Here is a 24,552-nt window from a genome sequence, read left to right as displayed (position 1 = left end):
CAGTCGGCGCCCGACACCGCGAGCCGTCGGGCAGGCTGCACGGCTCGCGGGATGAATGAACGAGAGGGCGCCATGGCTGCGTTGCGGCCATGGCATGCGGGCGCGGCATCGTGCCGCGTCGTCGATCCGAGTGAGAGGGAACGGATGCGTCGTTTTGAACTGATCGAAGGCAACTCCAGCAAGTTCTGGGAAGTGGAGCAGGAAGGCTCCGGGCTCAATATCCGCTGGGGCCGCATCGGCACCGCGGGCCAGAGCCAGACGAAGTCGTTCGCGGACGACGCGAAGGCGCGCGCCGCGCTCGACAAGCTCGTCAAGGAGAAGACCGGCAAGGGTTATGCCGAAGTCGCGGTGGCGGCCGGCGCCAGCATCGGCGCGACTGCCGCCAAGCCGCCGGCCGTCGCGTCGCCGGCAACCCCGGCCGCGGTGCCGCAGGCGCCGACAGACGCGGAACCGGGCGCGAACGCGCAACCCGCAGCGGCGAAAGCCGCGAAAGGTGTGCCGCCCACACCGTCGGCCCAGCCGGCGGCATCGACGCCGCGTTCAACGGTTTCCAGCACCACCGCCGCCACGGCCGCCGCGCCCTTGCCGCCCGTCGCCGCCGAAGGTTTCGACGCCCAGTGCGAGCGTGTCTTCGAGACCGTGCGCGCGCAGATCGCGAACGGCGACCTGAAGCCCGGCGAGACGTTGACGGTCGCCGTGATCAAGCGCCGCTACGACGTCGGCGACCAGGGCGCCGCGATGGCGCTCGACCTGCTCAAGTCGCGCCGTCTGCTGCATGGCTGGGGCGCGTCGGCCAGCGTGCACGAGCACGGGCAGGCAACTGCCGTGGCACTCGGCGAGTGGTTGGCGTCCGAGGCGGCCGCCGCGCCGGCGCCTGCCGCACCCGCCGTCGCCGACACCGGCGCCCCGCCGTGGCTGATGCACGGCGATCCCGTGCGGCTGTCGCCGCAGATCCTGCGCGAAGCCTATGCGTCCCGCCGTTTTCCCGTCCCGGTGACCGTGCTCGACGTGCGCGCTGCGTGGCTGAAGATCGAAGGCAAGGACGGGTACTCGATCGACATCGGCGCGACCGACGCGGCGCTGCGGCCGGCCGCCCAGCGGATGCTCGACCGGCTGGCCGCGCGTACGCCGATCGCCGGGCCGGTGGCGGACGCGCAAGCCGACGCCGTGCTGTTCGCGCTGGCGATGACCGTGGGCGACTATCACGGCGAAACCACGATCGGCCGCCCGGTTGCCGACTACCTGGTTGCGCAGTACGGATTGACGGGCGCGATCGACGTGCTGCTCGACGCGTTGAAAATCCACGTGCACGCCGATTACGACCGTCAGGCGCAGCGCCGCCTCCATCGTTTCTCGACGAATGTCGAAGGCCCGGTGCGCGGGAGCTGGCGCGGGCCGATCGTCGGCGGCGAGGCGGCGCTGCGCGAGCATCTTGCCGCGGCGAGCGAGGCGGACTGGCAGGCCTGCGTCGACAGGATCGAGGCCGCGTTGCCGGCGCTGCACCCGACCCGCCAGCCGATACCCGCACTGTTGTTGCCCGATGTGCCGCAGCTGTCGAATGCGCTGGTGCGCAGGCTGAGCGCTGAACCCGACGTGCCCGAGACGCTGCACTGGATGCTGCTGACCGCGACCGATCCCGATGCGATCGCGGTGGCCGGGAGAATCCGGCCGAACAGCTATGGCCGCGAGTTCTGGGGAATGTCGCGGATGGTCGCGACCGTGCTGCGCGAGCGCGGCAGCGCCGCGTTCGACGTGCTCGAACGCGGCGCTGCCGCCGACGAGGCGGGCGACGCGCTCGCCGCGATCGGCACGCCCGACGCGGTGGCTGCGCTGGCGAAGGTCGCCAGCGGTTCGAAGGGCGCGCTCGCGCGCCTGTCGCTGTCGCTCGATCGCTGGCCGGTGGCCGGCATGGTCGCGCTGTCGCGGCTCGTGGCAGCGGGCGGCAAGGATGCCGGGCTGCTGACGCCGAGCCTCACGCGCCTGTTGCGCGCGCATGCGGCGCACGTCGACGGGCTGCGGCCGTGGCTCGACGCACCGGCCCAGGCCGTGATCGACAAGCTCCTCGCGCTGCTGGCCGGCCCGGCCGAGGTCGCATCGGCCGAGGAATTGCCGGGTGTGCTGGCCGCGCCCCCCTGGCTTGCCGCACGGCAGAAGCGGGCGGCTGCGCTCACGCTGGAGCCGCTCGAACTGGCAGCGGTCGAATGCTGGGACGAAGCGAAGCGCAAGCAGGCGAAAACGCCCGACCAGTGGGAAGTGAAGCGGCTCGCCGCGGCGTCGAAGGACACGATGACGCTGATCGACGGCCTCGGTTTCGACGCGAGCAAAAAATACTACGGGCCGCTCGGCGAGGCGGCGGCGAAGGCGATCCGGCACGGTGACGCGCCGGCGTTCGTCGCCGCGTGGCGCGCGATGATCGACGCGCGCAAGCGCGAGCGTTACTTCTGGTACTGGCTGCGCGCCGAATACCTGACGCTGTTGCCGGCCGCGGTGGCCGTCGACATCTGGAACGCGGTGGCAGGCGAACACAGCACGGCGGGCGTGACCCTGGTGATGGCGACCTTCGGCCTGCCCGCGTTGCCCGGCCTCATCGCGACCGTGCGCAACAAGCCGACCGAGAATTTCGGCTACGCGCTGAATTACGGCGCCGTCGAATGCGCGCCGATCGCGGCCCGCGCGTTCGCGAAGCTGAAGACCTTGCGCGACGACGGCCGTGCGTGGCTGCTCAAGTTTCCGGAGCATGCGGCCTGCGGCCTGATCGCACCGTCGCTCGGCAAGCCGGGCGAAGCGCGCGACTGCGCCGGCGCGGCGCTGCGTTTGCTGCAGGCGAACGGCCACGAGGCGCTGCTGATCGACGTCGCCTCGCGCTATGCCGACGACGCGGTGCCGCAAGCGGTGCGCGCCGTGCTCGACGAGAGCCCGCTCGACCGTTTTCCGACCAAGCGCAGCAAGTTGCCCGAATTCTGGCAGCCGCGCGGCTGGCGCCGGCCGGTGCTGAAAAACGGCAAGGCGCTGCCGGACGACGCGCTCGACCATCTCGGCCAGATGCTGACGTTCCCGACCGGTGAAGGCGTCTACGGCGGCATCGATGTCGTGAAGGACGCGTGCACGGCGGAGTCGCTGGCCGATTTCGCGTGGGACTGCTTCAACGCATGGCTCGATGCCGGCGCGCCGGGCAAGGAGGGTTGGGCGCTCACCGCGCTGGGCCTGTTCGGCAACGACGACACCGCACGCAAGCTGACGCCGCTGATCCGCACATGGCCCGGCGAATCGGCGCATGCGCGCGCGGCGACCGGCCTCGACGTGCTGGCCTCGATCGGCAGCGACGTCGCGCTGATGCTGCTCAACGGCATCGCGCAGAAGGTCAAGTTCCGCGCGCTGCAGGACCGCGCACGAGAGAAGATCGATGCGATCGCGGAAGCGCGCGGGCTGTCGTCCGAGGAGCTGGAGGACCGTCTCGCGCCGGATCTCGGGCTCGACGAACATGGGACGATGCTGCTCGACTTCGGTCCGCGTGCATTCCGGGTCGGCTTCGACGAGACGCTCAAGCCGTATGTGCGCGAGACCGGCGCCGACGGCGTGGCCGGCGCGCGGCTCGCGGACCTGCCGAAGCCGAAGAAGACCGACGATCCCGTGAAGGGCAAGGAGGCGGTCGAGCGCTTCAAGGTGCTGAAGAAGGATGCGCGCACCATCGCGAGCCAGCAGGTCGCGCGGCTCGAGGTGGCGATGTGCGGGCGCCGCCGCTGGACACCCGAGGTGTTTCGCACGTTTCTCGCCGAGCATCCGCTCGTGCGCCACCTTGTCCAGCGCCTTGTCTGGGGTGTGTACGAAGTCGACGACGGCGGCAACTTCGGCGGCACGCTGAAGGCCTGCTTCCGGGTGGCGGAAGACGGCACGGCGGCGACTGCCGACGACGATGCGTTTGCGTTGCCGGAGGGCGCGACGATCCGCATCGGGGTGCCGCATGCGCTAGAGATCGCGCCGGCCGATGCCGCCGCATTCGGGCAGGTGTTCGCCGACTACGAGCTGCTGCAGCCGTTCGCGCAGCTCGGTCGCGACGTGTACCGGCTGACCGACGACGAGCGCAACGGGCGGCAGCTCGAACGCTGGAAGGGCGTCAAGGTGCCGACCGGCCGCGTGCTCGGGCTCGTCAACAAGGGCTGGCGGCGCGGCCAGGTCGAGGATGCCGGCTGCATCTGGTATTTCACGAAGCCGCTCGGCGCGGGCAAGGTGATCGAACTGTCGCTGGACCCGGGGATCTTCGTCGGGGCGGTCGACATGAATCCGGATCAGCAACTCGGCGCGTTGCAGGCCGGTTCGCCGTCGAACTGGGGCAGCATTCGCGAACCCGATGCGCTGTCGACGCTCGACGAGATCTCGGCGAGCGAGTTGATCCGCGATCTGGAGGGGATGCGGGAGTAACACGTGACCATTGCATGACCATCCACCTTCATCCCATTCGACATGAAGACAACGATTGCCCCCCGGACGCTGGCCCGCATCGCACTGCTGCCGGTGTCCATCTGGTTCGCCGGCACCGTATACGCGGCGTCCTTCAATTGCCATCTGGCCAGACAACCGGCGGAGCAAACGATATGCGCCGTCCCCGAGTTGTCGAAACTCGACGATCAGCTCGCGATCGCGTGGTCGCTTGCGCCGCAACGCGTCGACAGGTCGCACGGCGACTCCGGCCTCAATGGACTGAAGCGCGATCAGCGCGGCTGGCGAAGCCAACGGGATGCCTGCGGACGAGACGTCGACTGCCTGCGTACCAGCTATCTCCGGCGGCTGCAGCAGCTTTCCCAGCCCAACCCCGAAATCGTGCTCGACATCAACGACTTCCACTGGTCGCAAACGTGGACGCTCCTGGAGATTTCGTCCAGGCCGTTGCCGCGCAATCGCGGCGGAATCATCATGATTCACCTCAACCCGTATGCCGATGCGGCACGGCTGACGTTCGACGCGTCGTCGTGGAACGGTGAAAACAGCGGACGGGAATACAAGGCAGACGCCGTCGTGCGGGCCGACGGCAAGGCATTCCACGTGGGCGCCGACGGCTGCCAGCTCGATTTCGCCATTCACGGTGCGCAGATGGAAGTCGAACAGCGCGGTCAATGCGGGACCGTGCTCGGCCACGGCAGCGACGTGGATTTTCAGGGCACGTATATCGACGAGGAGCACGCGCCGAACAAAGGTTTCCAATTTGAATGACAGTCTGAACCGCACGTCTGCAAACCGACACGCCGACCGCCTCGATCACGCTTGTCGCCCATTCGCCCGTTCCTGCCATGCCAACCATGACGCAGCTGACACCTGAACTCCTTGCCGTCCTGCACCGGCCCGTCCTCGACGAAACCGATCTCTTCACGCTGGACGACTTCTTCGAACTGGCCGAAGTCGACGAACTGCGTGCGCAGGCGCAGGACCGTCGCCGCGCCGACGCGATCCTGCACGCGTGTGCGGCCGAGCTGCCGGCGCTGCATCCGAATCGCGCGGCATTGCTGGCGTTGCTCGGTGGCGCGATCGTCGAGGGTGGGGCCGATCCGCGCATCCTGTTTCCGGCCGCGCTGGCGAGGCTTGGGGCGTGGCTGCCTGAACTCGCGCCGTTTTGCGCAAGGGCAGTCGAGGATGACGACGACGGCGCCACCGACGACGAGCGGCGCGACTGGCACGCCGCCCGGCAACGGCTCGATGCGCTCGACGGGCTACAGGGCCGGGAAATCGATGCGTTGCGGGACGCGGTCGATACGCTCGTCCTGCCGCTGATGGCGATGCTGATGCGCGATCGCGACAATCACGGCGATCTCGTGGCCGACACCGCGCTGCAGGCGTTGCTGGAGCGGATCGCCGACAACGACAGTTTGCCGTTCGATCAGTTGCACTTTCTGTGTGCAGCGTCGGCGTTGAGCTACGAACCGGAGTGCGTCGTCGTGCTGCCGGCTTCCGGCACGGGCTTCGTCGCCAGCGCGCATGCGGTCAACAACACGTTCCATGCGTTCACGCTGCTACAGCGCCTGATCGGCGAACATGCGCGGACGCTGCGCGTCGGCAAGCCGATCGCGCCGAGGAGCGGCGACGAAGATCAGGATTCGTCGGAGTTTCACTGGCTGCAGGCGCATGCGTACGCGAACGGCGTGCTGGTCGACAACCTGGCGCTCGCATGGGGCGAAGCGCCGTTGCGCAGCCACCGCAAGCACGGTAAATGCGCGCTGATCGCGCTGGAGACGGAAGAGGGTATCAAGAGGAGCTGGAACGGCTTCAATGGCGCCTGCCATCCGGCGCAGAACCCGTCCGTGACGCTGGTGCGGTTCCTGACGCCGGAGGAAGTGGCCGCGTATCTGGTTTGATGCGGCGGGCGAAATCGGCGTGGCGAGCGCGGATCAATGCCAGCGCCCGCTGCGCCTTTCCAGCCGGCAACTGATGATTGCTCGGGCGCCCACGCTTGCCTGACACCAATCCGGCCACGCCGGCCGCGCGATAGCGCAATACCAGACGCTCAATCTGCCGCACGCTCAACTTCAGCCGTTCGGCCGCCTGGCCAGGCTTGAGCCGACACTCGGCTACAGCCTCGATGACCTTCAGCCGATCCACTTCACGCATCGTCATGGTGATCGTCCCAGTCGCGTTCATCGCCGGCGCTCCCAAGGGTGCAGGCGATCAACCTACAGGCCAAAACACGACATTTTTATTTAGCGGAAACGCGACATCTGAACTTGGGACCTACACAAATGTCGTAGCCATTTCAAGATGTCGTGGCGCCAGCTAAATAGAAATGTCGTGTTTTCAAGGGTTCAGGATTTGTTTCTCTTGGGCTTCCGGATCACGCCGTGTCGAAGATTTGGTCCTGATCGGGCAGGGCGCTTCCGCTTACCGCGTTGGCCTTCGCAGACCGCCGGCCAGGTTTGCGGGGTTGATTCTGTGCCTGTCGGTGTTCAGCTAGATCTACGATCACCTGCTCGACATCGGCCTGCGTGAACTCACGTTGCTTCTTTTTGTTCGGCTGCATGGTGTTGCGATTTGCCTTGGTCGAGTCGCCTCGATGCGTTCGAGACGGTGCCTTACCGATTCGGCTGTTATCGCGTTGCGCTTGAAGCGCTTGCGCGATCTGCAGCATGTGACTCAGACGCTTGTGTTCGACGATGGCACCTTGATCGATCTCGGCCAGCCGATCGTACTGCCTGCAGGGCAACACGCGACCCTCTGCTCGGAGTTCGATCCGCCCATCCGGGTACTCCCAAACCTCGATCGTTCGATCAATCAGTTGCCGATTCTCCGGTGTATCGTCCAGCAAATACATCACTCGGTCGTACTGTACTGTGAGCGACTTCGTCACTTTCCGCGGCTCGCGCCAGGTCAGCACCAAGTCAAGATTCTCATCGGCGCGCAGCGGTCGGTGCGCATTGAAGTCGCTCTTCGGCGGCTTCGCAAACCGCGCGTTGTAAGTGGCCATGAAGGAGGGTGCGTAAGCGTTGGCGTCGACCACCGTGCTGATCCCGCGCAAGCGCATCTCCTTGACCAAGCGATCCTGCAGAGTCAGATGTGCTCGCTCGACTCGCCCCTTGGCCGGACTGCTGTTTGCGCAGAACGCGTCGATGTTCAGCTCGTACATCGCGCGGCCGAAGTGCGTCACTCGATTACCAGTCTTGCCTGGCGTTACGTTGCGGAACACGCTGTACTTGTCGCTGTAAAACGCCCCCGGCTTGCCGTGACGTTCGATGTACGCTCGCGTCGCCTCGAAGTAGCTGAAGGTCGATTCGGTCTGCGTGAAGTGCAGCATCATCAGCCGACTCGTTGCGTCATCCACATAGACAAGCAACGTGCAGGCCGGCGCCCGTTCCTCGAACCACCGATGATCGCTGCCGTCGATCTGGATCAATTCGCCCAGGCAGGCCCGACGTGCTCGCGGCTGGTACACCTTCGGCGGTCGCTGCCGACGTGGAATCCACAAGCCAGCGTCCGTCATCAGCCTCCTGACCGTTTCCTTGGCCAACCGAATGCCGTGGCATTCCCAGAGCTTCTCGCAGGCCAATGTCGGTCCGAAATCGGCGTAGCGATCGCGGATGATCGTCAGCGCCCGTTGGGCCAACTCCGCATCCAGCCGCCGGTTGCCGGGACCGCCACGCTTGCGCGAGGCCAGGCCCGCCGCACCAGACTCCCGGTATCGAATCACCAGCCGCTCGATCTGCCGGACCGTCAGGCCCAGCCGTTCTGCCGCGCGGCCAGGCTTCAGGTCCAAATCCACCACGGCCCGGATTACCTTCAGACGGTCGAGTTCTCGCATGTTCAATGTCACCAGAGCTGTTCGGTGCATCGCCGGCTCCATGATCTGACGGGGAGCCGGCAAGCTTACCGAGTTCCAAACGCGACATTTCTAAATGGCTAGAACACGACATTTCTAAAAAGCTACTACAGCAAAAATCACTGATAATTCACGTTATGTAAAATGGAATTCAGAGAATTGTCGCCATGATCCGGGCAATCAAGGCATGGCTGCTCCCGGCACCTCGCGCTCGGCAACAGCGTAACAAGCCCGAAATCGCCTCCTTCGAAACGCCTGCCACGACCACGTGTTCTTTGTGAAGCCAGGCGTTACGAATGATCCGGTACAGATGCCGGATCTCCCGGGCGGTATCGCTCGACTCGCGCTCCAGCAGTTCCGCCAGAAAAGCTGACAGCTCCCGCAATGTCATTGATCGACACCGTTGCCTCCGCTCCACGACTCGGGCGCCGCCGCCTCCAGTAGGCTTGCCTGCGAATTCATCAGGCAGGGGTGCCTCTATTTGCTAGCCCCAATTTTATACGCGTGTAATCACGTGTAATTGATCACAAGGTGCGGTTCGCATAATTTCATATTCAAGCGAGTCCCGATATAGGCAAATCGCGAATAACTTGAGTTGCAGATCACTCAATATTTGCAAGTCAAGGCGTGAATGTGCTCGATTATTATTGCGGTGTGACGATCTTGCCATGCGCGCATCCTTCGAACCGAAACAAAATGGGTGAAAAAATGTCCGAGAATGTTCAATCGCTTACCAGTGAACAAAAAAATGCATACGGCGTGGTCGCGGCTCTTGCAATCGAGGAAGCCAACAAGGCAGCAGAACGTATTGCGAAAGATCACCCCGAGGTTTTCAATAAAGTCAAGCATGGAGAGCTGCTCTTCATTAATGCGGGTGGACCTTTCTCGTTTAAGGTGATCAATGAGTATCAAATTCTTGCCTTTAGTTGTCAGGCGCTTTCCTACGATGCAAGCCAAACTGCGATTACGCTTACAGTTGCAGGGAGCGGCGCGTTCTCGTCCTCAGCCAATCTTTCTTTTCTTCGGACGCTGAACGGCCAGACCCTTACACCGACGCAGTTGTTGACGTATGGAACGGCAACCTTCTCGCTTACCATTGGAGTGGCCGCAACGACACTTCAATTTACTGCGAGCGACGGAACCGTAATCGGAATCCTCTCTGGAAACGGGAATTCGGCATTTAATGGGAAGCCGTCGATCACCGGGACCGCTACCTTCAAGCAGGCAAATTAATTTATTGGTCGAATCAATTTGATTCAATGTGATTCGTATGGCGATCAAGTGAATTGCCGCATGTGATGTTAATTCCTCTGATCGCCACACCCATGATTCGTCGAGCACCTTGGCATTGCGCAAAAAACGCGAGCCAATACCGAACCGGAAAGAGGTTCATGGGCAACGAGACGTGCTTATATTTTGTGACGCCCTCTCCCGCCCAAGCAGAGACCTAGCAGAAAAATGGGGGGCAACGATTCAAGTCATGCAAAATCAAGAACGCGGGCCGCGGAATTTGTGCACCGCGTACGCCCTCGGTGCCGCTCCGCCTGCAGGATCAGGCCGGCTCCTGCCAAACATCCTCGTATCCCTGGTCATCGACGATGAAGCGCGTGCCGGGCGGCAACCGAAGGTACTTGATGACGAGCGGCAGCATTTGCTGAAGATGCTCCGTATGCACCGGCTGATAAAAGTCATCGGCGTCCGAGTATTCGCCGCAATGGAAATACCAACTGATGTTATCGTCCGGACGACGTTCCAGACGCGTGCCATAAACTGGCATCTGCCCCACAGTCGACGTCGCGAAGGCGACCATGTTCTCCACTGCCGTTTCTTGCAACCCGTATCGTTCGCATACTTCGCGCTGCATGTCCGCTATGGCTGTTTCGTGTTGTGATTCCATCTTTGCACTCCAGGTGTGCGTTCAGATATTCAAAATCTTCTTCATTGGATATGAAGGGCCTTTTTCATTGCGCGCGAAAAGCCCGACGCTTTGCCCCCTTGGGACCGAGAGCAATCTGGGCAATGCGGTTGTACCGCGGCGATTGACGTTTGCGCAGTGACGTCGTTGGCTCCGGTTCGATAATACTCGACCACGAGCGCATCGATATGGTCAGCAACCATCGTTGTGGCCGTTTGATTGCACGCCACGCATGGCTTGCCCTGCACTGACCTCGTCTGCGCCGGGGTCGGTCCGCATTGGGAGTTGCGCGAGTACGCCGTTGTGATGCCGGATTTGGGTTTGAACAAGGACTTGTCGGGGATACCCAGGGAGACAATCGGGACCGTATTCCCGTGACCGTCGATCGTGTTTGCAAGACCGTAAGGGTCGATCCAGGCGGCCGGATTCGGTGCATATCGATAGAGTGCCGAACCTCCCTCGATGCAGCTCGGGTCTTGGCTGATGAACTGCCCGATTCCATGGTCGAGATACCGGTGTCTGTTGTAGCAAAATCCGGTTTCTTCGTCGTAATACTGACCCTGAAGACGAATGGGCTGATCGAACGATGGCCTGTCGTTCCGCTGTATCGGCGTGTTGCTCGACCATGTGGCGTAACTCGCTTCCCACGCAGTTTGGCCACGCTCGTCGACAACGCGGACGGGCGCCCCATTAGGGTCGTTATGGAAGAAGTAGACCGTGCTGGCTGGGCAATATGACGCCGGTTGCTGGCGCGTAGTCGACGTCGTGTTCGGAGCGGAATAGTCGGCGATCGCCGTGGGCGACCGTCTCTCATCGAGCGAAGGCGCGCTTCCGGGCTCGACACCGGCATGTTCTGGCACGAGTGGAGGTATGCGCGAGTCGATGGTTCGATGAACCACGGCGAGCGGCCGAAACGTATCGGGATAGTGAATCCAGTCCCGTACGTCCTGTCGGATCAGCACACCTTGTGTCTGGCCATTTTTCTCGTCTGACTGGTCGGAGCGCAGTTCGCTTGCGAGGACGTCGCCGTCCCAAAAGAATTGACGAACAGCGGTGTGGCTGGATTCGAGCCGGCGCGACGATGTGATTTTCCTGATCCGTCGGCGAAATGCGTCGTATTCGTACCGTACGCGGAGGTGATGATCGTCGTTGGCGTCGCCCTGCCCGGCGCGACGAGTCGTCAGCGTCTCGGCCAACTGCCCTGCAGCGTCCCACCGCAGCGTAATCTCCTGGTGCGCCGCGCGCTTGTGCACGAGATTGCCGGCACGATCGAATACGTAGTGACTGTCTTCGTGCACGCCTTCCCGACGCCATGCCGGCAATCCGGTTTCGCCTCGCAGCGCGCCTGACCGGAACACCCGGTTGTTGAGCAGTTCTCCGGCGGGGTCGTACATGAAGCGGCGTGTCGTGCCTGCGCAGTCGATATGCGCGACGACCTGCCCGACAGGGTCGTATTGAAACTGCTCGATGCCGGTCCGGGAGTCGCGTCGCTCGATCAGGTCGCCGTTCGCGTCGTACGCGTATTCGATCGCGAACATTTCCCCGGTATCGGCAAGCAGCGCCTGTCGGGACAAACGTCCCTTGGCTTCGTACGACATTTCTCGTCGCAGGGCGTCACCCAGGCGTTCGTCGCGAATCTGGCCAAGTGCATCCCGTTCGATGACGATTGGCGCATGTCCATCGATCTCGATCCGGACGACCGCATTCAGTGCGTCATAGTTGTAACGAATCGACTGCTCGACGATTTCGCTGCCTGCAGCGAGGCGCGTTCTTCGTTCGATTCGATTACCGGTCGCATCATATCGATTGAAAAGCGTAAAGTCGTCGCCCTGTCGTTCCTCGACCAGCCTGCCGTCGTCGTCATATCTGAATTCGAGGTGCGAGGACGCGGTCGACGCGCGAACGAGATCGCCGTGCTCGTCGTAGTGAAAGCAGTCAGTCCGAACACCGTCGTGCCGGTCGGGATCAGGAATGCGTTTCTCGACGATTCGCCCTACTTCGTCATATCGATACTCGATGGCCTGGCCATGCGGGTCGACGCTACGCAAGAGTTCTGCGGTCGACCCGTATTCGTAAACGCGCGACTGTCCCCAGTAGTCGATTTCTTCAACGATCCTGCCGAGCGCGTCGCGCTTGAGCAGATAGGACTCTCCCCGTTCATTGACGACCTGGACGAGCTGCCCTTCAGTGTCATAGCGATACTGGACTTCAGTGCCATCGGGCTGAATCCGCTTCGCGATTTCTCCCAGCGTCGTATAGGCAAGGCGCGTCACATTGCCGAGCGGGTCGCGATACCGTAAGAGATTGCCATCCGGGTCGTAGCTGCAGTGAATCTCGCGTCCGTCCCATTCGATGGCGCGTACCAGTCGTCCGCAGGCATCTCTTTCGTAACGATTTTGGTGTCCCGCTGCATCGAGGGAGCTTATGACATAGCCTCGTGCGTCGCGTTCGTATTGCGTTCGGTGTCCAAGCGCATCGACAATCGTGGTCAGGTTGCCGTATCGGTCGTAACCGAACGTCGTAACGTCACCCTGCGGACCGGTACAGGACGTCACGCGACCGAGTTTGTCGTATGCATATCTGAACGTCGCCTGGGATGGTGTGGCGCGACTCATCAGACGACCGCGTGCATCCCATTCGTATCGAAATTGACGCCCCCCGGCCCCGGTCACGCAAACCGGCTTGTGATTGCTGTCGTATTCGGCTCGAACCGATCGACCGTCCGGCATGAACTGTGCAATCAGATTGCCATTCGCGTCGTATTCCCACCGAGACGTACGGCCCATCGGGTCGGTCTGCGTGCAGGTACGCCACTGGCTGTCGTAACGGTAACTGGTCATGCTGCCGAGGACATCTATTTCGGCGATCGGAACGTGACGTTCATTCATCTGAATGACGGCAACGCGTCCCATGGATTCGGTAATACGAGTTCCGTTTCGAGCGAGGTCGTATTCGAAGCGATAGTCGAGCACCCCATCGTCGCCCCACGCATGGTCGACACGCCACGCGCCGTCGGCACCTCGTCGATAGCTATAGTGAAACGCAACACCACTGGCACTGACGTGCCGAGTCATCCGATTGCCGCTTTCATAGTCGAAGCGGCGCGGATTGCTCATGGCATCGATTGCCGCGACGAGGTTCCGATTGCGATCGTGTTCGTAACGGACCAGCGGATACACGTGTCCGTCAGCGTTGGTCAGTGTCATCACCGCTGTCAGGCCGTGGTGTCCGTCAACGTCAACATTCGAACGACATTCGATGAGGCGTCCCGTCAGTCCAGCGACGCCATGTTCGACGATCCGTGACACGTGACCCGACGAACCGCGCTCGAACAGCCACGCATGACCGTAGAGGTCACCGATCCAGTCGAGCATCAGCGTCAGCGACGGCGCGTCGGATAACCTGTCGACGATCGTGTCCCACGGATGGTGCAACTGGAATCCGTATTCGATGCCCTCGCCTGTACGCAATACCAATTGGTTGTCACGAAAGTACAGCGCATGGCCGTACTGCCAGTCAGCGGCACGCGTTGCCCACCCCTCGTGCGTTGGAACTTCGTCGAATGCCGTGGCATGGTCGACAAAGTAGATCGCTGCGCCGATTCCGTCGTCGCGCGAAATGAGATTCAAATGAATGTCTGCCGGCGTACGCCATCCGACGCCAACCGTACCGACGCGTTGCGCGCGGCTCGCATAACACCGGTTCCACTCGAGAGGAAGATGTCCGGTAATCGTGAAGTCGTGCTGCGCGACGATGACTTCGCCGGTTGTGACATCCACCGGCTCGGCATGCAGGACGTTGCACTTCAGAAATCCAGGCTTCAGATGCAGCTTGTCCGCCAGCGCCTTCGCCCACTTCGATCCCTGAAACGCCTTGAACAACCCCTTCGCTGCCGCAGCCATGTTCATGATCGGCGGCCCGCCCACCAACACGGGTCTTCCTGCCGGAATCGGCAGCATCACCGAACTCGGCATCGACGGATAGGTTCGATCCGTATGCGCGCTGTTGTGCGGAGGCGGCTCCATCCCGATCGACCAGCAACTCAACGCCTCCAGCGCCATGTACGACATCGGATCGTTGTTGGCGAGCACCGTCTTGCTGCCCATGAACGATTCCCCGTCATTGGACGGTTCGAACTCGGCCGGCGGCGGGGCAAACGATTCGCCAAGCGGAAAATGCAAACCCGGAACGTGATACGCATGCGTTCCGGCCGTGGCCCGCATCATGCCGTTCACGAAAATCGGCCTGCCGCTGCCGCCCCCCGATCCGACGTTCGAGCCAAGATCGTCGCCGATGCGATTCTTGATCGTGTTGGCTGCTTTCGCCAGTTTCATCCCCTCGGCGACATTGGGGTCGCTGGTCAGTTCATCGACCTGCTGGCCCGCTTCATCGGCGAGGTGTTCGAGTTTCTTCACATCTTCAGGATGATCTTCGATGTATTCGGTCACCTTCTCCTGCACGATCATCATCGCAATGCAGCCGGCCACAGCCTTTGCGGCCTGGATGTACTCGCGCAGATCGAGCATGAACCCGACATGGGGGTGCGGCAGGAACACCGGCGGCGTACCTGGCGTGACCAGTACCGAATGAACGTCCACGCCAACAACGGGATCCAGATGCTTGACGGCCAGAAGTGCCACGGTTTCGCCCCCGCTCAGCGACCGCTGCGCAACGCCGCGACCTTCTCGCTCAACGCGTTGCGCCGTCGGTCCTGTACACCGAGCTGCGACACCATCCACTCGACAACCATCGGCAGATTGCTGTTCGCCCGCATCGGCTCGTCGATCATCAATCCCGCATCGAGCGCGTTGAACCCGGCCTCCAGCGCATGGTCACGCTCCCCTGCCCGCTCCCAGCACACCGCGCTCATCCGCCACGCCTCGACCGTCATCAGCCCGTCCTTCGCAGCGGTAGTCGACGCCACCGCACGCTCATAGCAATACGCCGAGTGCGCATAATCCCTGTGCGTCAGATGCACGCTCGCTTCGCCGAACAAACCATTTGCGACGAGCTTGTGCCCCGCCGGATGCCCTGCTTCGACCGCCCGCATCCCGCTGCTGACGGCACTGCGATACGCTTCGATCGCACGCTCCCGATCGTGCCACTTCAGATATGCCGCACCTGCGATCAAATGCACGACCACGCACTGATCAAACCACTCCTCGCGCTCCGCGACGCTCAGTGCCGCCGCACGCAGTTCCTCGAGCCGTGCGGGATTGCCGCCTTCGATCATCTCGGTCAGCATCACGAAGTGCCGTCGAAATTCGCCGCTCGGCCCGCGCTCGCCCGATTCCGCCAGTAACTCGCGAGGCACACTAGCCATCGAATACTTGGCGTGCACGACGCGAACCGCGGTGCGATGCCGTTGCATCAACGCAGCAAACGGCGCGATATCAATACGCGGCACGACAAACCGCACGCGCTCGGCAAGCTGCGGCGCGACCGCAATGATCGACAGCACATCGTCCATCCATCGCACCCATGCCGCGTCATCCCGCACTTTCGCCGGTTCCAGCACGAACACCATCGCCGGAAAAACATCCGGATGGTGCTGCATCAGGCTGTCGGTTACCGCGAACAGATACAGCAAGGGATTCTTGCCGTCGTCATACGGCGGCTGCCAGTTCGCACGCACGCCCTGCGCATCAGATCCCTCTCGCCGGCTGTCGTAGAACGCAACGAGTTCATCCGTCAATGCCTTTGCATAACCCGATTCATCGACGAACGACGCCCGCATCGTCCTGACCGCGCACGACGTCTCGTCCTGAACCTGGAAATACAGCCGCACGAGTTCCGAATCGGTCTCGTCGGTCTGCCAGACCATCAACCTCGCGGCTTTGTCGTTCGCGAAACTCATCCAGTCCGCATGCGCATCCATGAACCTGCGCTCCACCGGATTGGTCGGCTGCCAGTTCTGCATTCGTGCGGGCCTCCGTCACGGATTCAGTTTCAGGACGGCACCTTCGACCGTGTGCTCCGCAGTCGCTGACGATGTCACCGTCTTGCCGTTCACGCTGTGGGTGTTCGTACCGGTCGATGCGACGTTGACGCCCTGGATCGTGATGGTGCCGTCGCTTTTCATCACGATGCTCGACATCCCGCAGACGAGCGCAAGCTGATCGCCTGCGTTGACGAGCACCTGATGTTGCACGTTCGTCGTGTGGTTCGCACCGACGTTGACGGTGTGCTCACCGCCGACCGTGTGCGTATGCGCCTTCGCAATCGTCGAAGTGCGCGTGCCGATCTCTTCTGTATGCGCCGACGCAACCAGCGTCTTCATGTCCTGCGACGTCGTCTGATACATCTGCCCGACGTTCAGCGTCTTGGCTTCGCCGATCGTTTCGGTCTTGCCCTTCGCGACCGTCTCGGTATGCACGCCTCCGATGGTCGCGTCCCGATTCGCGGCAATCGTCACGGTTTCGTTCTGTCCGACCGTCCGCGTCCGGTTGCCGACGACCCCATGCGTCTCATTCGCCCCGATCTGCGCGACCCGGTTCTGCCCGATGTTCACCGTCTCGTTCTGCCCCACGCTCCGTTGCCGGTTGTTCTTCACCTGCATCGTCTCGTCGTTTCCGACCGTATGCGTATGGTTGTTCCCGACGGAAAGCGAATGATCGAGCTCCGTCTCCGCATCGAAATTCCGTTCCGCGTGCATCCACAGCTGCTCGGCGCCCTTCTTGTCCTCGAACCGGAACGCATTCGCATGCTCGGTCGTCCCGCCCGGTGACGAGCGCGACAGCAACCCGCTCTGCGTCGCGCTCCCGGGCAGCCCCCACGGCGGCATCTTTTCGCCGTTGTAAACCCGCCCGGTCACGATCGGCTCATCCGGATCGCCGTTCAGGAAATCCACGACGACCTCGTCGCCCACCCGCGGAATCTGCACACCCCCGAATCCACCACCCGCCCAAGGACTCGACACCCGCACCCAGCACGACGAATCCTGATTGCTTTGCCCATACCGATCCCAGCGGAATTGCAGCTTCACGCGCCCATACTGATCGGTCCAGATTTCCTCCCCCGGCGGCCCGACCACGGTGGCCGTCTGCGGCCCGTTGGTTCGTGGCCGCGGCGTATCGCGCGGCGATCGGTAAGGCAGGCTCGACGGTTGCACGAGCATCATCGTCTGATGCACCACAGCCTCCGCGCCCTGATCGCTCGCATACGCGTTCTCCTGAAACCGGTACTGGCACCGCACGATCAGATATTCGCGGTTCTGGTCCGCACGCGGACAATGCGCCAACGTGAACAGGTAACCCGGCGCAGCACCGCGCACATCGGTATCGGCACTCGCCCGCTCATGCTCGGCCTGCTGCTCCTCGAGCCGCACGCGGCTGTAATGCGCACCGGGCGCATCGTCGCGGTACCCGCCCGGCCACTCGAACGAAGCGAAGCTATCGTGATCATGACCACGCGGATCGACCTTCTGCGACGAAAGATCGGCGCGCGGCTTCGTGTAGTCGTAGTCGGTGGTCTGGTGCTTGCCGACGCTCACTTCCTGCGCGGGCAGCCAGCCGTCGATGTGCTCCTCGTCGGCGATCGCGGTGCGGTCACGCGCGATGTACGGAATCGTCTCGTAGCCGGGCAGCGCGATATGCGACGACATTGCGTCGCTGAGCATCAGCGTATGCGTGTCCTCCGCATGGCGGAACCAGTAATAAATGCCCTCGAACTCCATCAGCCGCGATACGAACGCGGCGTCGGTCTCGTTGTACTGAACGCAGTAATCACGCGGCACGTAAGTCTCCGCCAGGTGGTTCTCGATCGGAAAGCCATACGTCGACAGCACCTCCTGCACGATCTCCGGCACGGTCTTGTTCTGGAAGATCCGGCAATCGGAGCGGCGCGTCGCGAGCCACAGCCACGGGCGCACGATCAGCTCGTAGCCGTAGTACCGCTCGGCGCGTCGCCCGGCGAGCGATGCGCGCGCAACGATACCGTTCAGGTAGCGGGTCGACAGGTCCTGCTGTTCGATCCGGACCGTCACGGGCTTGCCGAGCATGTCCTTCAGCGACAGGCTGTGACTGTCGGCGAGCGCCTCGATCCGGAATTCGAACAGCCGGCCGAGTTCGTCGCTGCCGTCGAGCGTATGGAACTTGAGGTCGTCGCCGTGCGGGCTGTCGAGTGTGAATACGCGATTCAAGTCGTCTCCTCCTCGTCGAACCGGTAGGCGAATTCGCCGTCGGCCGCGCCCAGCTCGATCGACGACAGCGTGCGGCCTTCGAGCGTGGCCTGCAGGATCGCGCGGCCGATGCGCGGCATCACGGTATGCGTGAGGATCGCGTCGACCATCCGGCCGCCGGATTCGATCGTCCGGCAGCGCTCGACGACCAGCGCGGTCGCCGCGTCGGTGCAGCGCAGCCGGATGCCGTGATGCGCGTCGATCCGCTGCTCGATCCGCCGCAACTGCAGGGCGACGATCCGCGCGAGCGTCGCGTCGGTGAGCGGGTAGTACGGCACGACGGTCAGCCGGCCGAGCAGCGCGGCGGGAAACACGTCGAGCAGCGGCGCGCGCAGTGCATCGGCGAGCGTCTGCACATCGGGCAGGCGCTCGGGATCGCGGCACAGCTGCATCACGCGCTCGGCGCCGACATTCGACGTCAGCAGGATCACCGTATGCCGGAAATCGATGTCGCGCCCTTCGCCGTCCTCCATCCAGCCCTTGTCGAACACCTGGAAGAAAATCTCGTGCACGTCGCGGTGCGCCTTCTCGATCTCGTCGAGCAGCACGACGCTGTACGGGCGGCGGCGCACGGCCTCGGTGAGCACCCCGCCCTGTCCGTAGCCGACATAGCCGGGCGGCGCGCCCTTCAGCGTCGACACGGTATGCGCCTCCTGGAATTCGCTCATGTTGATGGTGATCGCATTGTGTTCGCCGCCGTACAGCGTGTCGGCCAGCGCGAGCGCGGTCTCGGTCTTGCCGACGCCGGACGGCCCGCACAGCAGGAACACGCCATGCGGCTTCTTCGGGTCGTCCAGTCTTGCGCGCGCGGTCTGGATGCGCTCGGCGATCAGTTCGACCGCGTGCTTCTGGCCGACGACGCGTTCGCCGAGCGTATCGGCGAGCTTCAGCACGGCCTGCGTTTCGTCGCGCACCATCCGGCCGAGCGGAATGCCGGTCCAGTCGGCGACGACGGCGGCCACGGCGTGCGTGTCGACGGCGGGCAGCACGAGCGGCGCATCGCCCTGCAGCTCGGCCAGCGCCTGCTGGGCGGCCGACAGACGGGTTTGAGCGGCGACGCGCGCGGCGGCGTCGAGCACGTGCGACGGGTCGTCGTCGAGCAGCAGCGCGCGGGCATCGACGATCGCCGTCAATGCGTCGCGTTCGGTCTGCCAGCGCGTGTCGAGCCGGTCGAGTTCGGCCCGGGCGGTGGCGATGTCGTGGTCGATCGCATCGCGCCGCGCGGTATCGCCGGTGCCGAGCGCGCATTCGCGCCCGATCCGCTCCTGTTCGACGCGCAGGCTGTCGATGCGGCGGCGCGCATCCTCGATCGGCGCGGGCACCGCGTGCTGGCTGACGGCGACGCGCGCGCAGGCCGTGTCGAGCAGGCTGATCGCCTTGTCCGGCAGCTGGCGGGCGGGAATGTAACGGTGCGACAGCGTGACGGCGGCCTGCAGCGCGTCGTCGAGCACGAGCACGCGGTGATGCGCCTCGAGCTTCCCGGCCAGACCGCGCAGCATCGTCAGCGCGGCGGCCTCTTCCGGTTCGTGAACGTGCACGAGCTGGAAGCGTCGCGTCAGCGCCGGGTCCTTCTCGATGTACTGCTTGTACTCGGACCACGTGGTCGCGCCGATCGTGCGCAGCAGGCCGCGCGCGAGCGCGGGTTTCAGCAGGTTCGCGGCGTCGCCGGTGCCGGCCGCCCCGCCCGCGCCGACGAGCGTGTGGACTTCATCGATGAACAGGATCGCCGGACGCTCGGACGACATCGCCTCGTCGATCACGCCGCGCAGCCGGCTCTCGAACTCGCCCTTCACGCTCGCGCCGGCCTGCAGCAGCCCGATGTCGAGCAGGTACAGCGCGACGTCGCGCAGCGACGGCGGTACGTCGCCGGCGGCGATCCGCAGCGCGAAACCTTCCGCAACGGCCGTCTTGCCGACGCCGGCCTCGCCGACCAGCAGCGGGTTGTTCTGCCGGCGCCGCAACAGGATGTCGACGATCTGGCGAATCTCGGCATCGCGCCCGACGACCGGATCGATCTCGCCGGCCCGCGCGCGGGCGGTCAGGTCGACGGCGAAGCGCGCGAGTGCCGGGCCGTCCGCGGCGCCGGCTGCGCCGCGCAACACCGTGCCGCCGTCCGGCGTCGCTTGCCCGGCCGGCGGCGCCTCGGGCGAGCCTTCGACGATCGATTCGAGCGCGTCGGCGAGCACGTCCGGCACGATGCGTTCGAATTCGCGCGTGATCGCCAGCAGCACGTTGCGCAACTGCGGCGTCTTCAGGATCGCGAGCAGCAGCACCGCGCCGCGAATGCGCGTCGCGTCGTACTTCAGTGTCGCGTACACCCACGCGCGTTCGACAGCGTCGTCGATATGCACGGACAGATCCGACACCGAGCCCGCGCCGCGCGGCAGCTTGTCGAGCGCGGCGACGAGCCCGCGGTCGATCGCAGCGTCGTCGATCGCGAAGTGGCGCAGCACGCGCTGCAGGTCGCCGTCGGGCCGCTGCAGCATCTGCTTGAACCAGTGCGCGAGCTCGACGTACGGATTGCCGCGCAGCCGACAGAAGCCGGTCGCCTGCTCGAGCGTCTCGTAGAGGAACGGATTCAGCTTTCCGAACAGGTTGGCGCGGCCGATATCGGACATGACGGTTCCCGTTTAGGCGGTTTCGCGATGAAGGGGTACGCCGCCGCGCCGCACGTCGTAGCGGACGACGAGGTCACGCGCGGGGCCCGGTTCGAGCCGCTGCCCGAGCCACGCGGTGCGGCCGATGCCCTGCGGCGCGCCGAGCGCGATCGCCGGCACCGCATCGGCCGCCAGTTCGAGCTGCACGTCCCAGTCGAACTCGATGCCGACATATTCGAGCACCCAGTGCGCAAGCTGCCGGGCATGCGGGCCGCCCGGCAGGAAGCGACGGTATGCGTCGAGCGACAGCGGGCCGAGCACGATCCGGAAGCGCGACTGCGCATCGCGCACGGCGATACCGAGCGCGACGGCGCCCAGCCGCAACGTCGGCCGCGTCGCGCGGATCGTGCAGCGCTGCGACCGCTCGATCGCGACCCACTGCGGCACGTGCTCGACGATGCGGGCGTCGACACCGAAATGCCGGCGCAGGATCTGCACGAGCCCTTCCGGGTTGCGCGTGTGCCGGACGAGATGGCCGGCATGGAAATAACGCGCATGCGGCGCGAGCGTGTCGGTATCGGCGTTGGCTTGCGCGGCCGGTTTGTCGCCCTGTGCCGCGCGCCCGATCAGGCTCGCGACATAACCGTCGAAGCGCGCGCGTTCCGGGCGATCGAGGCTCACCGTCGGCTGCGCGTCTGCCCACGCGCGGTAGAACAGCAGAATCAGCCGGTGATGAAACAGGTCGGCGAACGCGGCAAACGTCGGGTCGTCGTGCTGCGCGGCGCGTTCGTGCGCGTATTCGGTCAGGTGCGTCGGCAGCGGCCCGTTCGGGCCGAACAGCCCGAATCCGTGAATCGCAATGCGCGGCGGCACGGTGCCGTCATCGGACACGCCGGCAAGCATCGACGCCGCGAACGCGAGCGACGGTCGCTGCCCGAGCCGCACCGGCTCGTCGCGCGGCCGCGTGGCATGGCCGAGCGGCGCGCGGCCGGGCGACAGCGCATCGAGCCAGCGCAGCGCCTGGAACAGGTCGTAACCGTGCGGCGCGGCACGCAGGCGCGCCCACCACGCGTCGCGGCGTGCGGCTTCGGTGGCCGTTCCGGCACGCGGAGACATGTCGCGCTTCATATCGCGGGCCGCCTGCCGACACGCGCCGGCCAGTGCGCGAGCGTGCCGCGCTGCGCGCTGGTCAGCACGCATTCGGCGAACGCGTTGATCGACACGTGGCGCGCGAAGAACTGTTCGAGCACCGCGCCGAGCAGGAACGGGCTCTCGCCGGAGAACGCATGGTCGTCGACGGTCACGTCGACCTGCACGCCACGCCCGAACATCAGGGGGCCGGACGCCGGCAGCCGGCGGAACACCGGCGAGAACGCCACGCGCAGCACGCCGTCGATCTGCCGGCGCATCGCGGCATCGGCCGGGTCGGCATGCAGGCCGAGCAGTTCGCGCAGCGCGTGCGCGCCCTCGTCGTCGTCGAGATCGGTCAGCGTGTGGCGGGCCAGCCCGAGATGGCGGATCAGCCGCCACGCGGTTTGCGCATCCGCGATCGGCGGGCGCGGCCGCGACGGGCCGCGGATCGCGACGATGCTGTCGACCGGGGCCGACACGCGCAGCGTGAACGTGTTCGCGTCGCCGGGCGGCTGCAGCAGCACGAGGTCGCGGTTGGTGCACAGCGTGTCGGCCGCCAGGTAGCGCATCGTCTCGTCGTATGGCGCGCACTGGCTGTCGACGAGCGACACGTAGGTCTCGCTGCCGACGTAGCCGGTGCGCGTGCCGTTCGCGCGCGCCTGGGCGGAGACGAGCCGCGGTTCGCGCCGCACCGTGTAGTACGCGCCGTGGTTGCCGTCGTCGCTGGCGAACGACGCGTGAAACGGCCGGAATTCGCGCGACTGGCCGTCGTCGCGCTGCTCGCTCGCGAGGCGCTGCACCGCATAGACCTCGTAGTCGAGCGGCCGGCTGCGATCGACAACGACATGGTGTTCGCGCGCTCCCGGCTGCAACTGGATGCGATCGGCGCGGCGCGCGAACAGGTTCACGGCCGGCGTGCAGTTCATCGCGAGGTGGCGCGCGCTGACGGCCGCTTCGAGGGCCGCGTCGTGGCGGTCGAACAGCACGGTCAGTTCGAACTCGTCGCCGGTCGCGCGTGCGAGCGCGGCACGCAGCCCGCCGATGCTGAAGAACAGGAAACGCGCCGGAAACGCGAAATACTCGCGCAGCAGCCGGTAGCCGTGGAAGCTGCGGCCGTCGTCGGGCAGGATCGCCTGCGCGGGATCGAAACCCTCGTGGACGATCGCGTCGGCATCGAGCGTATGCAGCCAGCGCGGCGGCTGCGCCGGGTCGTGGCACACGACGCCGAGCGCATGGGCGGCGATCAGTTCGAGCAGGTGCAGCGCGTCGCGCTCGGGGCCCGCGAGATGGAACGTCAGCCGGTCGAGCGGCAGTTGCGACAGCCTGGCGCCGCCGCGCGCCTTCAGCCGGATGCGCAGCGCACCGCGCACGTCCTGCCGTGCGGCGACGACACCGCGCGGCAGCCACGACGGCGCGCCGGTGACGCTCGCATCGGTCAGTTCGAGCGGCCACAGCGTCAGGTCGTGCGCGGTACGGAATTCGCACGCGGTCTGCTCGGACGCGGCCGGCCGTGCACGCAGCGCCGTGCCGGCCGGCAGCCGCCAGCCTTGCGCGAGGCTGCCTTCGTTCAGCATCGGCGCGAACCGCACGATCGCCATCGACGGCAGCGGCGCGACATAACCGGGATACACGGCATCGAGCAGCGCCTGCGTGAAGCGCGGAAACTCGGCATCCATCTTGAGCTGCACGCGCGCGGTGAGAAAGCTGAAGCCTTCGAGCAGCCGCTCGACGTACGGGTCGGGCGGCCCCGATTCGTTGAGCCGCAGCCGCGCGGCCACTTTCGGGAACTGCTGCGCGAATTCGCCGCCGAGCTCGCGCAGGTACGCGAGTTCACGGTTGTAGTAGTCGAGCAGGCGCGTATCCATCGCGTCAGGCTCCCGCCACGGATTGCAGCGACATCGCGCCCGTCTCGAGATCGAGGTCGGAGCGCAGCACGAATTCGAGCGGATGCGGGATCGACCACAGCGTGCCGCGAATCTCGAACAGCAGCACGTTGTGACGCCGTTCGCCGGCGCGGCCGGCCGGCGCATCGGTCACGCTGCGGACGTCGATGCTGTCGGGCGCGATGCGCGGCTCGAAGCGGACGATCGCGTCGCGGATCGACGCCTCGACCGACATCCGCTCGACGCCCGACATCGGCTTGCCGACGAGCGGCCGCATCCCGTAGTTGAGCACCGACGCCTGCGCGTGCGCGAACGCCGGCCAGTCGACGAAACCGTCCTCGGCGTTGCGCGTGTTGAGCAGCCATGCGAGATCGCGCAGCACGGCCGCACGCAGGCGTTCGGTGCCGATCCACTGCGCGCCGGGCGCTTCGCTCGCGCGCTGCGGCGTGTCGTCGGTAAGCCGGTCGAGCAGCGCGGGCTGTAGCCGGTCGCGCAGGTTGCCCTCCCGGCCGTCGCGGGTTCGCGGGTCGTCCATGGTCGTCTCCGCGCCG

Annotated in this window: 14 protein-coding genes and 1 pseudogene; 4 read left to right on the top strand and 11 right to left on the bottom strand. The window is 64.9% G+C overall.

The genetic code is table 11. The annotated features are described in order from the left end of the window. The first annotated feature begins 144 nt into the window (after positions 1 to 144). The 3 genes from AB3K92_RS15665 to AB3K92_RS15655 all read left to right on the top strand — a co-directional run bounded on the left by AB3K92_RS15665 (position 145) and on the right by AB3K92_RS15655 (position 6,344). Complete coding sequence (locus tag AB3K92_RS15665) at positions 145 to 4,419, top strand: DUF4132 domain-containing protein (RefSeq protein WP_369465383.1); 4,275 nt, start codon at positions 145 to 147, stop codon at positions 4,417 to 4,419. A gap of 42 nt (positions 4,420 to 4,461) precedes the next feature. Further along, positions 4,462 to 5,208: a lysozyme inhibitor LprI family protein gene (locus tag AB3K92_RS15660; protein ID WP_369465382.1), complete on the top strand. Its 747-nt coding sequence runs from the start codon at positions 4,462 to 4,464 to the stop codon at positions 5,206 to 5,208. Positions 5,209 to 5,285: 77 nt separating this feature from the next. Beyond that, complete coding sequence (locus AB3K92_RS15655; protein WP_369465381.1) at positions 5,286 to 6,344, top strand: hypothetical protein; 1,059 nt, start codon at positions 5,286 to 5,288, stop codon at positions 6,342 to 6,344. Between the two features lie 10 nt (positions 6,345 to 6,354). Here AB3K92_RS15655 and AB3K92_RS15650 read toward each other — a convergent pair. From AB3K92_RS15650 to AB3K92_RS15640, 3 genes and pseudogenes are all read right to left on the bottom strand, one after another. Next, positions 6,355 to 6,627: pseudogene (locus AB3K92_RS15650) on the bottom strand (helix-turn-helix domain-containing protein); the annotation flags it as partial. A 190-nt stretch (positions 6,628 to 6,817) separates the two neighbouring features. Then, positions 6,818 to 8,308, bottom strand: coding sequence for an ISNCY family transposase (locus tag AB3K92_RS15645; protein ID WP_059586690.1), 1,491 nt, complete (start codon positions 8,306 to 8,308; stop codon positions 6,818 to 6,820). A 139-nt stretch (positions 8,309 to 8,447) separates the two neighbouring features. After that, positions 8,448 to 8,687, bottom strand: a complete 240-nt coding sequence (locus tag AB3K92_RS15640) for a hypothetical protein (protein WP_059622957.1) — start codon at positions 8,685 to 8,687, stop codon at positions 8,448 to 8,450. Positions 8,688 to 8,923: 236 nt separating this feature from the next. On the opposite strand from AB3K92_RS15640, the gene AB3K92_RS15635 reads away from it, so the two are divergent. Beyond that, the gene (locus tag AB3K92_RS15635; RefSeq protein WP_124587782.1) at positions 8,924 to 9,529 is read left to right on the top strand and encodes a hypothetical protein; all 606 of its coding nucleotides are present in this window, start codon (positions 8,924 to 8,926) and stop codon (positions 9,527 to 9,529) included. Positions 9,530 to 9,848: 319 nt separating this feature from the next. Here the strand turns inward: AB3K92_RS15635 and AB3K92_RS15630 are convergent, their stop codons facing one another. The 8 genes from AB3K92_RS15630 to tssE are packed head-to-tail and all read right to left on the bottom strand — an operon-like array spanning position 9,849 to position 24,536. Beyond that, positions 9,849 to 10,193 carry a hypothetical protein gene (locus AB3K92_RS15630; RefSeq protein WP_048024654.1) on the bottom strand — a complete coding sequence of 115 codons (345 nt, stop codon included), beginning with the start codon at positions 10,191 to 10,193 and terminating at the stop codon, positions 9,849 to 9,851. A gap of 41 nt (positions 10,194 to 10,234) precedes the next feature. After that, complete coding sequence (locus AB3K92_RS15625) at positions 10,235 to 14,851, bottom strand: RHS repeat-associated core domain-containing protein (RefSeq protein WP_369465380.1); 4,617 nt, start codon at positions 14,849 to 14,851, stop codon at positions 10,235 to 10,237. Positions 14,852 to 14,865: 14 nt separating this feature from the next. Continuing rightward, positions 14,866 to 16,131, bottom strand: a complete 1,266-nt coding sequence (locus AB3K92_RS15620) for a hypothetical protein (RefSeq protein ID WP_226206360.1) — start codon at positions 16,129 to 16,131, stop codon at positions 14,866 to 14,868. 15 nt (positions 16,132 to 16,146) lie between these two features. Continuing rightward, the gene (gene tssI, locus AB3K92_RS15615; protein ID WP_059853775.1) at positions 16,147 to 18,351 is read right to left on the bottom strand and encodes a type VI secretion system tip protein VgrG; all 2,205 of its coding nucleotides are present in this window, start codon (positions 18,349 to 18,351) and stop codon (positions 16,147 to 16,149) included. Next, complete coding sequence (gene tssH, locus AB3K92_RS15610) at positions 18,348 to 21,008, bottom strand: type VI secretion system ATPase TssH (protein WP_104768561.1); 2,661 nt, start codon at positions 21,006 to 21,008, stop codon at positions 18,348 to 18,350. The genes tssI and tssH overlap by 4 nt, the downstream gene beginning before the upstream one ends. Before the next feature lie 12 nt (positions 21,009 to 21,020). Beyond that, a complete protein-coding gene (gene tssG / locus AB3K92_RS15605) occupies positions 21,021 to 22,103 on the bottom strand; it encodes a type VI secretion system baseplate subunit TssG (RefSeq protein WP_369465379.1) in 1,083 nt (360 codons plus the stop codon). An 8-nt stretch (positions 22,104 to 22,111) separates the two neighbouring features. Then, entirely contained in the window at positions 22,112 to 23,983 is a 1,872-nt protein-coding gene (tssF, locus tag AB3K92_RS15600) for a type VI secretion system baseplate subunit TssF (RefSeq protein ID WP_369465378.1), read from the bottom strand. 4 nt (positions 23,984 to 23,987) lie between these two features. Further along, positions 23,988 to 24,536, bottom strand: coding sequence for a type VI secretion system baseplate subunit TssE (gene tssE, locus AB3K92_RS15595; RefSeq protein WP_059650667.1), 549 nt, complete (start codon positions 24,534 to 24,536; stop codon positions 23,988 to 23,990). Positions 24,537 to 24,552 lie beyond the last annotated feature (16 nt).

It is taken from the genome of Burkholderia sp. Bmkn7, from assembly GCF_041103175.1.
In the GTDB taxonomy this organism is placed as follows: Bacteria; Pseudomonadota; Gammaproteobacteria; order Burkholderiales; family Burkholderiaceae; genus Burkholderia; species Burkholderia cepacia.
The sequence above is the reverse complement of the archived record's forward strand: the minus strand, read 5'-3'. Positions and strand labels throughout refer to the sequence as shown.

Bases quoted from the DNA above. Each gene is read 5' to 3' on its own strand.
- AB3K92_RS15665 (WP_369465383.1), top strand. From the start codon at position 145: ATGCGTCGTTTTGAACTGATCGAAGGCAACTCCAGCAAGTTCTGGGAA.
- AB3K92_RS15660 (WP_369465382.1), top strand. From the start codon at position 4,462: ATGAAGACAACGATTGCCCCCCGGACGCTGGCCCGCATCGCACTGCTG.
- AB3K92_RS15655 (WP_369465381.1), top strand. From the start codon at position 5,286: ATGCCAACCATGACGCAGCTGACACCTGAACTCCTTGCCGTCCTGCAC.
- AB3K92_RS15645 (WP_059586690.1), bottom strand. From the start codon at position 8,308: ATGCACCGAACAGCTCTGGTGACATTGAACATGCGAGAACTCGACCGT.
- AB3K92_RS15640 (WP_059622957.1), bottom strand. From the start codon at position 8,687: ATGACATTGCGGGAGCTGTCAGCTTTTCTGGCGGAACTGCTGGAGCGC.
- AB3K92_RS15630 (WP_048024654.1), bottom strand. From the start codon at position 10,193: ATGGAATCACAACACGAAACAGCCATAGCGGACATGCAGCGCGAAGTA.
- AB3K92_RS15620 (WP_226206360.1), bottom strand. From the start codon at position 16,131: ATGCAGAACTGGCAGCCGACCAATCCGGTGGAGCGCAGGTTCATGGAT.
- tssH (WP_104768561.1), bottom strand. From the start codon at position 21,008: ATGTCCGATATCGGCCGCGCCAACCTGTTCGGAAAGCTGAATCCGTTC.
- tssG (WP_369465379.1), bottom strand. From the start codon at position 22,103: ATGTCTCCGCGTGCCGGAACGGCCACCGAAGCCGCACGCCGCGACGCG.
- tssF (WP_369465378.1), bottom strand. From the start codon at position 23,983: ATGGATACGCGCCTGCTCGACTACTACAACCGTGAACTCGCGTACCTG.
- tssE (WP_059650667.1), bottom strand. From the start codon at position 24,536: ATGGACGACCCGCGAACCCGCGACGGCCGGGAGGGCAACCTGCGCGAC.